At 42.0% G+C, this 15,033-nt stretch carries 10 protein-coding genes; 4 read left to right on the top strand and 6 right to left on the bottom strand.

Features of this window, described 5'->3' with window-relative positions; all coding sequences use genetic code 11:
* Nucleotides 1–3: 3 nt before the first annotated feature.
* Together GQY27_RS03175 and GQY27_RS03170 are read left to right on the top strand one after the other, a co-directional pair.
* Nucleotides 4–1,140: a DUF4269 domain-containing protein gene (locus GQY27_RS03175; protein WP_236570465.1), complete on the top strand. Its 1,137-nt coding sequence runs from the start codon at nucleotides 4–6 to the stop codon at nucleotides 1,138–1,140.
* 72 nt (nucleotides 1,141–1,212) lie between these two features.
* The gene (locus GQY27_RS03170; protein WP_160032098.1) at nucleotides 1,213–1,641 is read left to right on the top strand and encodes a hypothetical protein; all 429 of its coding nucleotides are present in this window, start codon (nucleotides 1,213–1,215) and stop codon (nucleotides 1,639–1,641) included.
* Nucleotides 1,642–1,775: 134 nt separating this feature from the next.
* Here the strand turns inward: GQY27_RS03170 and pgmB are convergent, their stop codons facing one another.
* The 3 genes from pgmB to GQY27_RS03155 form a co-directional block, all read right to left on the bottom strand.
* Nucleotides 1,776–2,435, bottom strand: coding sequence for a beta-phosphoglucomutase (pgmB, locus tag GQY27_RS03165; RefSeq protein ID WP_160032097.1), 660 nt, complete (start codon nucleotides 2,433–2,435; stop codon nucleotides 1,776–1,778).
* A 24-nt stretch (nucleotides 2,436–2,459) separates the two neighbouring features.
* Nucleotides 2,460–4,742 (bottom strand): maltose phosphorylase MdxK, encoded by a 2,283-nt coding sequence (gene mdxK / locus GQY27_RS03160; RefSeq protein WP_160032096.1) that lies wholly within the window; start codon nucleotides 4,740–4,742, stop codon nucleotides 2,460–2,462.
* Between the two features lie 365 nt (nucleotides 4,743–5,107).
* Nucleotides 5,108–6,127 carry a LacI family DNA-binding transcriptional regulator gene (locus GQY27_RS03155; protein WP_160032095.1) on the bottom strand — a complete coding sequence of 340 codons (1,020 nt, stop codon included), beginning with the start codon at nucleotides 6,125–6,127 and terminating at the stop codon, nucleotides 5,108–5,110.
* Between the two features lie 379 nt (nucleotides 6,128–6,506).
* Between GQY27_RS03155 and GQY27_RS03150 the strand changes: the two genes are divergently transcribed.
* Both GQY27_RS03150 and GQY27_RS03145 read left to right on the top strand, forming a co-directional pair.
* Nucleotides 6,507–8,174 (top strand): PTS transporter subunit IIBC, encoded by a 1,668-nt coding sequence (locus GQY27_RS03150; protein ID WP_160032094.1) that lies wholly within the window; start codon nucleotides 6,507–6,509, stop codon nucleotides 8,172–8,174.
* Nucleotides 8,175–8,181: 7 nt separating this feature from the next.
* Entirely contained in the window at nucleotides 8,182–9,003 is an 822-nt protein-coding gene (locus GQY27_RS03145) for an endonuclease/exonuclease/phosphatase family protein (protein WP_160032093.1), read from the top strand.
* A 107-nt stretch (nucleotides 9,004–9,110) separates the two neighbouring features.
* Here the strand turns inward: GQY27_RS03145 and GQY27_RS03140 are convergent, their stop codons facing one another.
* The 3 genes from GQY27_RS03140 to GQY27_RS03130 form a co-directional block, all read right to left on the bottom strand.
* Nucleotides 9,111–11,066 (bottom strand): FUSC family protein, encoded by a 1,956-nt coding sequence (locus tag GQY27_RS03140; protein ID WP_160032092.1) that lies wholly within the window; start codon nucleotides 11,064–11,066, stop codon nucleotides 9,111–9,113.
* A gap of 108 nt (nucleotides 11,067–11,174) precedes the next feature.
* On the bottom strand, nucleotides 11,175–12,968 hold the full coding sequence (locus GQY27_RS03135; RefSeq protein WP_160032091.1) for an ABC transporter ATP-binding protein: 1,794 nt from the start codon (nucleotides 12,966–12,968) through the stop codon (nucleotides 11,175–11,177).
* The gene (locus GQY27_RS03130; RefSeq protein ID WP_160032090.1) at nucleotides 12,961–14,697 is read right to left on the bottom strand and encodes an ABC transporter ATP-binding protein; all 1,737 of its coding nucleotides are present in this window, start codon (nucleotides 14,695–14,697) and stop codon (nucleotides 12,961–12,963) included. The genes GQY27_RS03135 and GQY27_RS03130 overlap by 8 nt, the downstream gene beginning before the upstream one ends.
* Nucleotides 14,698–15,033: the final 336 nt, after the last annotated feature.

Here is a 15,033-nt window from a genome sequence, read left to right as displayed (position 1 = left end):
ACAGTGAATCATATTCGGTACAAAGATTTGACCTATCTACTTAGTGGCAGTGAAGTACAACAAGCGGCCTACCATGTGTTGCAACAATATAACGTTATGGAGATTCTATCTCCATATACTCCTATCCTTACAGGAACGATTCCGATCGATATCAATATTGTAGGCAGTGATCTCGATATTATTTGTGAGGTGCATGATTTTTCGGCATTTGAACGACTTTTACGAAGTGAATTTGGAGACTTCCAGGATTTTATCTTGACGGACAAAATAGTGAACGACATCAGAAGAATGAAGGCGAACTTCCAGCTTGAGCAGTTTGAGGTTGAGGTATTTGGACAGCCCATTCCGGTCACTAAGCAGAATGCCTATCGTCATATGGTGATCGAAGACCGCATACTTCGTCTTTATATTGAAGAGTTTAGACAACATGTACGTTCTCTTAAAAGAGAAGGATATAAAACAGAACCGGCTTTTGCTAAGCTGATGGATTTAGAAGGTAATCCTTACGAGACTCTGTTAGAGGTTGAAACATGGACTGACGAGAAAATGGAAGCAATGGGGTATCCTTCTTTTATAGATTGTGTCACAAGAGTATATCAATTTAGTGAGAAAGAGAAATACCACTTTCCATTGACCACGAAAAATATAGAGTATACAGAAGGGAACGAAGGGTCTGAATTATTTGCTGAAAGATATCATAAAGATCATTCCATACATGTATCACCGGGGAAAAATCGAAACGAAGCACATTTGTTTTTTCGAGGTGCTCATGACTTCACTTGTCGATGTACGATTCTTGACCTGTCACAGGAACAATCTCCGATTCTTAAGGAGATGAAGGCAAGTATTATCGAAGATACGGATGATTATAATTATGACTATTCTGATGTTTTCGATTCATTTGGTGTCATTGAAGTGAAGAACTTTGAGTGGAATACCTATATCACCTCAGATGTAGAGAAATGGGGTACGGAGTTTTTTGGTTTTATTGAATCTTTTTTGCTTCGATTTTTTTCTCAGCTTGTTTTTCCTGCGAAAGATATAAAAGCGATAGAGATCTACATGAAACGAACCTTGCCTTTCGCTAAAGCCTTTTATTATGAAGAAGAATTATATTATCGGTTTAAGGATTTCTGGTGACAGAGAGAGGAGGTATTCGTACTGGCATAATGGGACTTCTTTTTAAATGAATAATAGAAAGGAAGATCGCTCATGAAACTAAAAAAACGCAAAGTTTTTACTAGAATGCTACTTCTTCTACCGTTTCTTTTGATTATCATCCTCCTGCCTTTTGCTTATTCGAGTAAAACATATTATCCTGCTGCTCCTTTCTCAGCAATAAGCAAGAAAGAAGCGGTTCAAGCATTAGAACCGTCTTCCAAAGAACTGATCTATTTGACAGAAGAGGACGGTAAGCGCTGGTACGGATTTAAGGGCAACCAAGGTGATGGCGCAGAGGCCGTTATTTCTTTCATGAAGTCTAAAGGATGGACGTATCAAACTCAGGAGGGAGCAGGCTATTTCTTTGGCAAGGAAAGTGGAGTAAGCACCGAGAAGGAAGCTTCTGCAATCGTACATAGTGAAATGTGGACAGGTCAATATGTTCTCTACAGGATCCCTGTTCGTCACTTGGAAGAATAAATATCCATGCATCGTATACCAAATAGGAATTAAGGAACAGCGCCAGCATAAAAATAAAAAATAAAAAAGACGCGAGTGGAACGGGGCGCAAAGAACGACCATTTCACTCGCGTCTTTTATTTATCTACAATACATTACTTTGTTTTTTGCTTGAAATTCTCTTTCAACAAAGAGAGAGACAACTCCGCTGTGGATGAAACAATAAGGTCCGCTTTTTGCATCTGAGCAGGGGTACCTACGCCAACCGCATACATACCAGCAGAGAGAATAGATTCGATCCCTGCTTCTGCATCTTCAATGCCGACACATTCTTCAGGCAGAACGCCAAGTTTAGCAGCACCCGTTAAGAAGATTTCCGGATCCGGTTTTCCTTGTTTAATCAAGTTCACATCAACCACATGATTGAAATAGTGGGTAACTCCCAGACGATCCAGAATAAACGGTGCATTCTTACTTGCGGAGGCAAGGGCAGTGCCAATGCCAGCTTCTTGTAACTCTTTTAGCAGCGCTTCAATTCCTGGAAGCAAGTCAGCAGGTGTGACTTTTGCGATCATTTCTTTATAGAGATCGTTTTTCTTTTCAGCAAGTGCTTTTTTCTCTTCATCGGAGTAAGCAGCGTCACCTAGGGACAGGATGAATTCCAGGGATTCCATCCGGCTGACCCCTTTTAATTTCTCGTTAAATTCCTTATCAAAAGGAAGGTTCAATTCATCAGCTAGACTTTTCCATGCTAGATAATGATATTCTGCTGTATCGGTAATGACCCCGTCGAGGTCGAAAATAACGGCTTTCATTCTTTCTCCACCTTTCAGATTCACTTAGGAAGTGGTTTTTGTAATGAGTGGCTCTTCATTTGTAATGAGCACTTCTTTATCATAAAGCTCTATCGTCAGCGGCGCACCGGAGACAAGTGCGATCTTCACTTCGTTCTGATCTACACTTACGTTAATCAGGCGCTCACGATAATTGATGTGGAAGCTGTAGCTAGACCATTCTTTTGGCAGGAATGGGGAGAAGCGCAGCGTCTCTCCATGCGTACGCATGCCGGCAAATCCTTGTACAATAGCGAGCCAGCTGCCCGTCATGGAAGTAATATGCAGACCATCTTCCGTGTCGTTATTATAGTTATCAAGATCAAGTCTTGCCGTACGTTTGTACATCTCAACTGCTTTTTCTTCCATCTTCAGTTCAGCAGCAAGTACGGCATGAATAGAAGGGGAGAGAGAAGATTCATGAACGGTCATTGGCTCATAGAAGTCAAAGTTCCGTTTCTTTTCTTCCATTGTAAACTCATCGCTGAAGAAATAAATTCCTTGCAGAACATCCGCTTGTTTGATAAATGGAGAACGCAAGATTTTATCCCATGACCATTTCTGATTGAGCGGAAGATCCGCTTTATCCAAGGAGGATACAGGACGCAAATCCTTATCAAGGAAGGTATCATGCTGTACATGGACACCCAGCTCCTCGTCGTAAGGGAAGTACATCCGGTCCACAATATCCTGCCAGTGAGCGAGTTCCTCAGCAGATATATTCAGCTGTTCTTTTCTCTGCTCGTCGATATCTGCAAGACATTCCATCGTATATTTCAGCACCCAAGTTGCCATCGTGTTGGTGTACCAGTTGTTATTTACGTTATTCTCATATTCATTAGGTCCAGTTACCCCATGAATCATATATTTATTGTGACGTTTTGAAAAATGAACCCGGTCAGCCCAGAATCTGCTGATTTCGGTCAATACTTCAATACCTTCATTTTGGAGATACGTTTTGTCTCCCGTATAATTCGTATAGTTATAAATGGCGTAAGCAATCGCTCCGTTACGGTGAATCTCTTCAAACGTAATTTCCCATTCATTATGACACTCCACACCAGTGAAGGTAACCATCGGGTAGAGCGCACCTTTTAGGCCTTGCTGACGGGCATTATGTTTTGCACCATCCAGTTGATTGAAGCGATAGCGCAGCAAGTTTTCAGTTACACGTTTGTCAGCAAGTGCTAGATACATTGGAACCGCGTAAGCTTCAGTATCCCAGTAAGTTGCACCGCCATATTTTTCACCTGTAAAGCCTTTAGGACCGATATTCAGGCGCTCATCATGTCCATAGTAAGTCGAGAATAACTGGAAGATATTAAAGCGAATTCCTTGCTGTGCTTCTACATCACCTTCAATAGTAATATCCGCTTTCTCCCAGCGCCGAGCCCACTCTTGAATATGTTCTTCTTGAAGCAAGTTGTATCCTTTGTTCATCGCATCTGCCATCAGACGTTCCGCTGCCCAGATCAGTTCTTCTTTCTCCATATCACGTGAAGTGGTCACCACGACAAATTTCTGAATTTCCGCAGAAGCACCAGAAGGAATTTCATATTCATAATGAGCCGCTGCATAAAGGCCTGCTTCTTCTGTTGTCTTAGATAAAGCATGTTCAGTTACAATACCCATCGTTGCATTAATGGTAAAGCGCTCGATGTCAAAAGCATTTTCTTTCGTCATAGCCGAAAGACTGATGTAAGGTTCGCCGATTTTACGATCTGCTTCCACCCAGAATGTTTCTTCATAGTTAGCGTCTTCATTTTTCGTATTTCCGTCCAAGTACGGAATCAAAGTGACCTTAATATTCTCATCTGTCAGATTGGTTACGTTATATTTAATGAGACATAGTTCAAGGAAGGAGGCACTGAGAAAACGTTCTGTTTCAATGCGCACCTGTTCATTTACGGTGAAGGAGCGGCGTAATATTCCTTCTTTCATATCTAATTCTTGATAGAAGTCAGTAACTCTATCTTGATAAGTGTCGATTTCATGATCATTAATTAGGACACGAATTCCGATAAAATTCATAGCATTGATAACCTTGCCAAAATATTCAGGGTAGCCGTTTTTCCACCAGCCAACTTTTGTTTTGTCAGGATACCAAACCCCAGAAATATAGGTGCCTTGATGGTGATCTCCGGAATACGTTTCTTCAAAATTCCCTCGCATTCCCATGTATCCGTTACCAATGGAAGTCATGCTTTCCTGAAGGCGCAGATCTTCCTTATGAAGGGTATTTGTAGTGAGTTTCCAGGCATGAGTGTCAAAAATACGTTTGTATGACATGATAATCCTCCTTGAAGAGTGTGAGTCTCCACAACTCCTGTGTTAGTTAATCACTGGTAAACTGTGATACCTCATCGTACTGTGAAAGCCTTCTCTTATATTTGTCAAAATCCATATCTAGTATCTTATGAATAACCTTGATCATTTGCTTTTAAGAACGTACGATGTTGGATCGTGAAAGTGCTGTCATTTGATTGCGTTTTCAGTATATAGTGCAACCGGTTGCCCTGTCAACCTAAAAAAAGAATAATCTCGTATTTGAATTCACAGGATACTTTAATATAAGCAACTTAATGTAAAATCAAATGCGCGATCATTCTTTTAGTGTGTTGAGCAAGAAAGTTATGAACTTCCTTGTCCCCGTACTATATTTCGTTTGCTATACGCTGTGAAGAAGCACGCTCAACAATTTGGTGGGGAACAATGATATGTTTCGTCATTTCTTTGGGGTCTAGAATTTTCTCTATTAGACTTTTAGCTGCTTGATATCCCAGAGTGAAAATATCGATGTCAACCGAGGTGAGCGGGGGATTCAGCATCTCAGCAATACGGAGATTATTAAAACTCACAAGTGAGCAAGCCTCTGGCAGTGAAAAGCCCAGCTGACTCAGCATCGTCTGCAGTGGGAGAGCATGCATATCATCGCCGACAATAAGGGCCGTTGGCCGAGCTGGCTGTTTAAAGAGTGAATCTAAATCTGCTTTAGTAAAACTGGAGTCTAGAACATACGAATCATCAGCAATGAGGCCGAAATCTTGTAATGCTGCTCTGTACCCGCGAACCCTTTCTTTATGAACCGTGCGGCTTACATCCGCTCCCACATAAGCAATGTGCTTGTGACCAAGCTCTATTAGGTATTTTGTTACATCTTTACCCGCTTGAAAATTGTCATTATCTACATGAGTGGTTTCATTTACGTATTGCTGAGGTTTACCGATGACAGTATAAGGAATTTTTTCGTTATGAAAATAGTCGACTACCGGATCTTCTGATTTGGAGTATAGGATAATGAAGCCGTCTACCCGATTGGCTCTGGTCATCATTTTGACACGATCAAGCAACTCTTCATCGCTTCTTGCAGTCACAATGGCCATCGTAAAATTTTTCTCATTCGCAAGTTCACTGATTCCTCGAATACTCTCTAGAAAGAATGGATTTTGAAAAATAGCAACTTCTGCATCTGGCATGATAATTCCGATCGATTGCGTTTTTTTGTTAGCCAGGCTTTGTGCAGAGAAATTAGGTTCGTATCCAAGCGCTTTCATTTCTTTCCTTACTCTGGCTTTTGTTGCTTCGCTGATTTTAGGACTATCCTGTATGACACGTGATACGGTGGAGGTAGCAACATTCGCCCGCTTTGCTATATCTTTAATGGTTACTGCCATCGATAACGCTCCTTTACTATATTCTTTTGTTATATCATACACATCCCGTGGCAAATGAACAACGGTAAAACCAGGCTCCAAAATCACATTTATAAAAAAGGGTTGCAAAATGAAAGCGATATTATCTATAATAAGTTTGCAACCGATTGCACTGAATTGCACCATGTTGCAATAAATCTGTATGAATCCCTAACAAGTCTAGAAAAACAAACTGTAAACGCTTAAGGAGTGGGCACTAGATCCAGCTTATGTACTTTAACTGTAGTAATACACTTTTGTAAGGGGTTTCTGAATGCAATATCAATTCCAATTATGCTAAATGGGGAGTCATAATGGATCAAGTGAAGGTTGCGAAATAATAGAACATGAGGTACTCATTATGAAAAAATTATTGTCTTTTGAGTTCTGGCAAAAGTTTGGTAAAGCATTGCTCGTGGTTGTCGCAGTTATGCCAGCAGCCGGTATTATGATTTCACTGGGTAAAGTAATCGCCATGTTCGGGGCAGATCTTTCATTCCTGGTAACTGCAGGCGGTGTTATGGAAAATCTCGGCTGGGGAATTATCAACAATCTTCACATTCTCTTTGCAGTTGCTATTGGTGGTTCTTGGGCGAAGGAGCGTGCAGGCGGAGCTTTTGCTGCACTGATCGCATTTATCTTAATTAATATTACGACAGGAACGATTCTTGGCGTAAGCAGCGACATGCTCACACAGGAAGGAGCGACGACAACGACCTTATTCGGTCAGGAGATTCTAGTATCGGGCTACTTTACTTCCATACTGGGTGCACCAGCACTGAACATGGGTGTTTTTGTCGGTATCATTTCTGGTTTCCTCGGAGCTGTAGTCTTTAATAAATATTATAATTATCGTAAACTGCCGGAAGCATTAGCTTTCTTTAACGGTAAACGTTTTGTGCCTTTCGTGGTCATTCTATGGTCTGTTATTATTGCCGTTGTGATGTCTGCGGTATGGCCTTTCGTACAAACGGGAATTAATAGTTTTGGTAAGTGGCTTGCTGCATCAGGAGATACAGCACCGTTTATTGCACCTTTCTTATATGGTACGCTGGAACGGGTCCTTTTACCTTTCGGTCTGCATCATATGCTTACTATTCCAGTAAACTACACAGAGCTTGGAGGCATTTACACGGTACTAACTGGACCGAATGCCGGTGGAACAGTGGCTGGACAAGACCCGCTCTGGCTTGCATGGGCAAGTGACCTTGCGAACTTGCAAGGAACAGATCCAGCAGCATATCAGCAGCTTATTTCCACGGTTACTCCTGCACGTTTTAAAGTAGGACAAATGATCGCAGGAGCCGGTATTTTGATGGGTATTGCCCTTGCCATGTATCGCCGTGTAGATAAAGATAAACGTTCCAAATATAAATCAATGTTCCTGTCCGCAGGTTTGGCTGTATTTTTGACAGGGGTAACAGAGCCGCTTGAGTTTATGTTTATGTTTGCTGCACCATTATTGTATGGTGTGTATGCAGTCATTACGGGTCTTGCATTTGGTATGGCAGATTTAATTCATTTGCGTCTCCATTCCTTCGGTATGATTGAATTATTAACACGGATCCCGTTATCGATTAATGCGGGCCTTGTCGCAGATATTATTAACTTTGTTATTACAACTGCTGTATTCTTTGGAGCATCGTACTTTATTTCTTACTTTATGATTGGCAAATTTAAATTGGCTACACCGGGCAGACTTGGGAATTATACGGATGATGAGTCTGATAAAGCAGATGAGGATGCGGGTTCAGCACCTGCTTCTGAAAAATCAGCTGCAGGTGCTGAAGGGGATGATCTTCCTTCTAAAATCATTAATATCCTCGGTGGACCGCAAAATATTGTCGATGTAGATGCATGTATGACGCGTCTGCGGATTACAGTGAATAACGTGGATGCCGTGGGTAATGAAGAGGAATGGAAGAAACTTGGAGCACTCGGGCTGATCAAGAAGGATAATGGAATTCAGGCAATCTATGGACCGAAAGCGGATGTACTCAAATCCGATATTCAAGATAAGCTAGGGTGATGAAATTTTGAGAATATTAACACTGAACACACACGCATGGATTGAAGAAAATCAGCTTGAGAAAATAGAGCAGCTTGCTCATTTTATAAACGAGCACGATTTTGATGTGATTGCACTTCAGGAAGTCAATCAATCCATGCAGGAAGAAGCACTTCCTGCTTCGGAGATGAACTATTTTCATGAAGCGGAAGAGAATACGCTTATCAAAGCAGATAATTATGCTTATGTCCTTCGTAAACAGCTTCACACCGAATACTACTGGACGTACATACCTGTCCATGTTGGATTTGCTAAATACGACGAAGGATTGGCTATTCTGTCTAAGACGCCGATTAAGGAAGCGTTCGGTGCTTACGTATCGGATATGCGGGATTATGCCAACTTCCGTACACGCAAACTGCTGGGAATCAAAACGGAAGTCTCCGGTAAGGATACCTGGTTCGTGAATGGTCATTATAATTGGTGGCATGATGAAGAGGAACCATTCGAGCCTCAGTGGAAATATTCTCTTGCTGTGATGGACAAGTATGTTCATTCTCTGCCTGCCTTTATTATGGGAGATTTCAACAATGCGGCTCACATTGAGGGCGAAGGATATTCCCTGGTGACAGGGAGTGGATGGCATGATTGTTATGATCTTGCAACTCAAAAAGATGACGGATTCACGGTTGTTAAGGCGATCGCGGGTTGGGAAGATAATAAGCAGAAACTGCGAATCGATTATGTCTTTTCGAATCAAAACATCCCTGTCCAATCTTCAAAAGTCGTACTGAATGGAAAGGGTAGCCCTGTGGTGTCAGATCATTTTGGTATCGCTGTTGAAATCTAAAGTTAACAAAATAAATAATCCCACGATCCTAGAAGGAGGATGTGGGATTATTTATTTTGTGTATCAATGGGTTTACATCAAGGGGTTGGACTCGTATTTGTCTCTGCTCACAGAAGCTCCTGATATAGATCCGTAACTGCCGTGAAGAGCGGGATCGATTTGTCTTCTATTAAGTAAGAAACACCAAGGTTTTGATTCCATTTTATTCTTCTTTTATAAGAATTAGGGGCTGTTTTAAAATAGGCAGACATTTCTGTCAGCAGTTCGCTGCATGCAAGTAGTTCCTCTTTCTTCTCTTTTAGTTGCTCATTCCTAATAGTATCAATCGTAAGATAACCCGCTTTTTGAATCCGAATCAGGATAGGAAAGTCTTCTTCCACATGGTATGGACGACGAGTAATTTCATTAAAAGCTTGATCATATAAGGTACTGGTTCTTTTTAGCGACCGAAGTACGATATTGGACAAGATTTTTATTTCTTGGTTATGGTGTTTTTTTGCATAAGTCTTGAGCAGCTTGGCTTGGGCATCCAATGCGGCAGCAAAAGTCCGATTCAGCCTTTTTGAAGCCGAATGAGGTGATATTACAAGCATCCCGGCTAAACCAAGAGAACAACCAAGCATAATGTCTATAATTCTTACATTTACAAAGGAAATCGGTAAATCTACTGGATGTGCCAGTGATACGAGCAGAAGAGAGATGGGTGTTATAAATACCGCAGCAAGGGCATAATTCTTGACAGCCAGCGTTTTAATAATGAATTGCATGATAGCAACACTCAGTACGATCACAAAGCCTGTGGATTCTAAGAATAGCAGCAGAGACGCGAGTAATCCTCCTATGCAGGTACCAATCATAAGCTGAATTCCGCGATAAAAACTGGCCGTTGCTGTAGCAGCGATCAGGACAGAAGCACATCCTATGGGAACCCACGAAGGATGCGGTGCCTGGATCATAATCGCCACTCCATAAGCAACCAGAACGAGCAGCCCCATTTTCATTGAGGCAGAGAAAATCGTTGTGTAGTGATACAGACCTCGGATACTCCACCTGGTGCCAATCGCTTCTTTTAGTGAACGAGTGGACACCTCGAGTTTGGAAGAAGGGTTCCCGGTCGCATCCATCATGTAAACAAATGCTTCCTGTAAGGCAGGGTGAAAATGATCTTCTTCTTTTATGTTGCCAAAAACTTGCTGATCCAAAGTCAAAGTTGAAGGTCGTTTAGGCAATGTACGGGCTATCGTTCTCAGCATACGAGGGTAGGTAGCAGGAATAGATATTTGTTGATCTTCGATAGAAACAAGAGCCCAAAACAGCTGATCCGCAGCCGCTGTAATCTCGTAGATTTGCTGAAGGGAGCGATTTTCCTTTCGTCCAGAAATCATACTTTGATAAATTTTCTTTTTCGTTTGTTGAAGAAGTTCCCCCGTCTCCAAGCGAAGAAGCGGATAGTCGCTCGTATTCAAAGACTCAAGCATCGTTGCAAGTTTTTGGTACAGGGAAGAGAGCATTCTTTTTTCTGGCCCATAACGATGAAACGCTAGGGGGATCATACATAATAGGAGTGCAGGAATGCCGCCAAGAAGCACAGTCAGCCCCCGATAGGCGAATAAATCTGGATCTGCGGGAAGGCTGATTGCCATACCGCAGACGAGAACAAACATATATCCTGCAGGAAGCAGAACGCCTGATATTCCACACAAAAAAGTAGCTGCAGCACCAATGAAACTAATGGCAGCTGCACTTGCCAGTAACGAAGGGCCCGCAAGGGTACCCAGCATAATACTGAAAGCAAGCCCTAACAGAATGCAGCTCAGTTTCACAAAACGCTGTCTTGCGGTTTCATCCCTCATATATACATTCACAAAAGCACCCGTTGTTGCCAGCATTCCAAGCCCAGGTTCATGTAAGATGATACCAGTTAGCAGAGGAATGCCGGTGCTAAGCCCCGCAATAACAGCCGATCCCCAAGGAACCGGGACTTTATTGATGCGAAAAGCTTTTTTTAGATGCTGTGCGATGTAAGTTCTTGTTTTGGGTATTGATTGATTGTTTGGATTCAAAATGATATGGCACCTCTTTAGTCATGGGTAATTCTAGTAGAAGTTTTCAGTCAAAAACTCTATTTACCACAAGACCTCGGAGTTTAAACTTGCATCAGTAATCATCTATTAGGATACAACTCGTTGAAACTGACTTTGGTACAGCTCATAATAAGGGCCTTTTGCTGCTAATAATTCCTCATGTGTCCCTTGTTCTACAAGACGACCATGCTCAAGGTAAAGAATGGTATCTGCATCTTGAATCGTACTTAGCCGGTGGGCGATAACGAAGCTCGTTCTTCCTCGCATAAGTACCTTCATTGCCTCCTGAATATGCATTTCGGTTCTTGTATCTACACTGCTTGTTGCCTCATCCAGTATAAGAATAGCCGGATCGGCCAGGATGGCTCTCGCGATGGTTAACAGTTGCCGCTGTCCATGACTCAGGTTGCTGCCTTCCGTACTAAGCATCGTGTCATATCCCTGAGGGAGTCGTCTAATAAATGTGTCTGCATTCGCGAGTACAGCTGCTTGTTCTATTTCTTGGTCGGTTGCATCGAGTTTGCCAAAGCGGATATTTTCCCGAATCGTCCCTGAGAAAACATGGGCATCTTGAAGTACCATCCCCATCAGCCTGCGGAGATGATCTTTGTCGATTTGGCGAATGTCCACATCATCAATCGTAATTGCTCCATCCACAATATCGTAGAAACGGGTTAATAGATTTACGACCGATGTTTTACCTGCTCCCGTGGGTCCAACAAGAGCGACCTTTTCACCTGGATGTGCAGTAAAGCTTATGTTTTGCAAAATAGGTTTATCCGCATGATAATGAAAAGACACATCATCGAAACGTACAGCACCTTGTATATTCGTGATCGGTTTTCCATGTTCGCCTTCATGCTCCGTCTTCATATCCATAATCTCAAATACTCTCTCTGCACCGGCGACAGCAGATTGAATCAGGTTGTACTGATTTGCAAGTTCAGAGATGGGGCGTCCAAATTGACGAGAGTAACTTAGGAAACTGACGACAATGCCGACCTGGGTTTGACCCTGGAATACGAGCCAGCCTCCGACAGCCGCAATCAGGGCAAAACTGAGATTGTTGACGACATTCATGAACGGTCCCATCATTCCAGACATCATTTGCGCCTTAATTCCAACCTGATTAAGCCGTTCGCTAATTTCCCTGAAGCGCAGAGTTTCTTTTTCTTCCTGACGGTATAGTTTCACCACTTTTTGCCCACTGATGGTTTCTTCAATCATTCCATTGAGATCCCCCAGATGCTGCTGTTGTTCCTTGAAATATCTCTTTGTGTATTTAGCGATATTCCGAGTTACGACAAGAGCGAGCGGGATGCTAATCAGTGCTACTAAAGTAAGCGGTATATCCAAAATAATCATAATTACAAGGGAACCGATGAGTGTCACGATACTATTCAACAGTTGAGTAACACTCTGATTGAGTGTGCTTGATACATTCTCTATGTCATTTGTTGCACGGCTCATCAGTTCTCCAGTGCTGCGCTTGTCAAAGAATGAAATCGGCAATTTCTGATACTTTGAAAACAGATCTTTTCTCAGATGAAGCACCGTTTTCTGAGAGAGCGCGGTCATAATATAGGCCTGCACCCAGGTAACCACCGAACCGAACAAATGAATAGCGAGCATGATCAAGCATATTTTAATTAGTCCCATATAGTCTCTCGGGATAATATAATTATCAATCGTTACCCCAACAAGATAGGGGCCTAGTAGAGCAGTAAGTGAGCTTAGCACAGTGAAAATATAAACCATGAGCAGTGCGGCGCGCTGTTTGTTTAAGTAATTCCAAAGCCGTTTTATCGTAGGACCGGTATGTTTCGCTCTTACTTTTGGCATTTGATGCACAGGAACTCGGGAACGCATTTGACTAGACATAGGATCTATCCTCCTTGCGCTGTGAACGGTAGATATCTTGGTAAACGGAACTTGTTTTCAAAAGTTGTTCATGCGTTCCTTGAGCTGCGATCTTTCCATCGTGTAGAACAAGAATCAGATCTGCTTTTGTTACAGAAGAAATACGCTGTGCGATGATAATCTTAGTGATGTTGCTTTTTTGTTGTTCCATCGCTTTTAGTATGTTAGCTTCTGTCTTGAGATCAACCGCACTTGTACTGTCGTCCAGTATAAGTATCGAAGGATCCGTAACGAGTGCTCTCGCGAGGGAAATCCGCTGTTTTTGCCCACCAGACAGGTTTACCCCTTTTTGTCCAAGAACCGTGTCATACCCTAGTTCCAACCGTTCGATAAAAGGAGCTGCTTCGGCTGCCTTTGCAGCGGCCAAGATTTGTTCGTCACTTGCTGAAGGATTACCGTAGCGGATATTATCCCGAATTGTTCCGCTAAATAGAATTGCTTGCTGCATTACTACGGCAACCTTGCTTCTTAGTTCCTCCAGATCATAGTCCTGTACGGGGACACCCCCCACCCGTATTTCTCCACTGTATACTTCGTAAAGTCTTGGAATGAGGTGGACTAGGGTAGTTTTCCCAGCACCCGTCGCTCCAAGGATCGCTACCATTTGACCCGATTCTGCTTTGAAACTGATATCAGTGAGGACGAGGTCATCCTCTTGGTTATGGTAAGAGAAGCTAACATTAGAGAACTCGATAGATCCTTCATGAACACTTGACGCATGTTTTGGATGAACCGGATTTTCAAGCTCAGAATATGTACTTAGCACTTCATTTACCCGGTCTGCAGATACTTTTGCTCTAGATACGAAAACCAGCATGTTACTTAGCATCAGCATTGACATCAGGAGCTGGGTGACATAGTTAATAAAAGCGATCAGTTTACCTATTTCAAGATTTCCTTGATAATACTGCAATCCTCCGAACCAGAGCACCGCTACGATACTGACATTCAGTACAAGCGTCATCAGCGGCATACTGAGCGCCATCAGCCGATTAGCCCGAATTGCTGCCTGGGTATAATCGTCATTTGTTTTGTTGAATCGCTGCTCTTCATAATCATTGCGAACAAAAGCTTTGATGACACGAACACCAGATAAGTTTTCTTGAAGAACGGTGTTTACCTGATCGAGCTTACTTTGCATTTTCGTAAATAAAGGAAAAGACCGTTTGGTTAAGAGATAGAGAATGAAGAAAAGTACAGGCACGGACACTACTAAGATGAACGCTAGATTAGGGCTCAGCATAATGGCCATCACTAAGCTTCCGATCAGCATAAGCGGCGTACGGACAAAGATTCTTAGAATCATCTGAACAAAAGCTTGTAGCTGTACCACATCATTCGTTAAACGAGTAATGAGTGAGCCGGTTTTTCGTTCATCCAAATTGCGAAAAGAAAAGGATTGGATTTGTTCGAATAATCGAATTCGCAGATCTTTTCCAAAATGCTGTGCAGCAATGCTTGAAAAAATCGTACAGCCGGCTCCGCCCACTAGACCGATCAGCGCGACAACGATCATAAAGAGTCCGGTTTCTTGAATATGATCAAGGTTATTTTTTGTTATCCCTTCATCTATGATACTTGCCATGAGCCTGGGCTGAAGCAAATCCATGGAAACTTCGAGCATCATAAGCAGAGGAGCGAGTAAGCTCGCTGCCCAGTAGGGTTTGAGAAAAGGAAGTAGTTTCTTCATTAAAATAAGGACACCTTTCGTAAGTGAGATAGAGGGACAACCTTTTAATAAGAGAATTAATTTTCGTAATTCATTACAGTAACTACAGATATTTATGTAATGAATTCAAGTAAGCTTGTTTTTAACTTAAAGGTATGACGGAAAAATTGTCAAATGATTCCTTGCTGGACTTAAATGTATGAATTATATGTTCCAAACGTACTTTTTCCGCTGGATTAACTTTAATATTATTTTATAGTTAGATTTAAAAAAGCGTTTACAGAGTTAACTGGTTAGGTTTATTATGTAATTGATAGAAAGAAGATAGCAACCAGGATTTATATTTTAATTAATTCA

The organism is Paenibacillus sp. An7 (genome assembly GCF_009870785.1).
Lineage (GTDB): Bacteria > Bacillota > Bacilli > Paenibacillales > Paenibacillaceae > Paenibacillus.
The sequence above is the reverse complement of the archived record's forward strand: the minus strand, read 5'-3'. Positions and strand labels throughout refer to the sequence as shown.

What these genes read in the sequence shown, in the direction of transcription:
- GQY27_RS03170 (WP_160032098.1), top strand. Translation starts at nt 1,213, where the DNA reads ATGAAACTAAAAAAACGCAAAGTTTTTACTAGAATGCTACTTCTTCTA.
- pgmB (WP_160032097.1), bottom strand. Translation starts at nt 2,435, where the DNA reads ATGAAAGCCGTTATTTTCGACCTCGACGGGGTCATTACCGATACAGCA.
- mdxK (WP_160032096.1), bottom strand. Translation starts at nt 4,742, where the DNA reads ATGTCATACAAACGTATTTTTGACACTCATGCCTGGAAACTCACTACA.
- GQY27_RS03155 (WP_160032095.1), bottom strand. Translation starts at nt 6,127, where the DNA reads ATGGCAGTAACCATTAAAGATATAGCAAAGCGGGCGAATGTTGCTACC.
- GQY27_RS03150 (WP_160032094.1), top strand. Translation starts at nt 6,507, where the DNA reads ATGAAAAAATTATTGTCTTTTGAGTTCTGGCAAAAGTTTGGTAAAGCA.
- GQY27_RS03135 (WP_160032091.1), bottom strand. Translation starts at nt 12,968, where the DNA reads ATGTCTAGTCAAATGCGTTCCCGAGTTCCTGTGCATCAAATGCCAAAA.
- GQY27_RS03130 (WP_160032090.1), bottom strand. Translation starts at nt 14,697, where the DNA reads ATGAAGAAACTACTTCCTTTTCTCAAACCCTACTGGGCAGCGAGCTTA.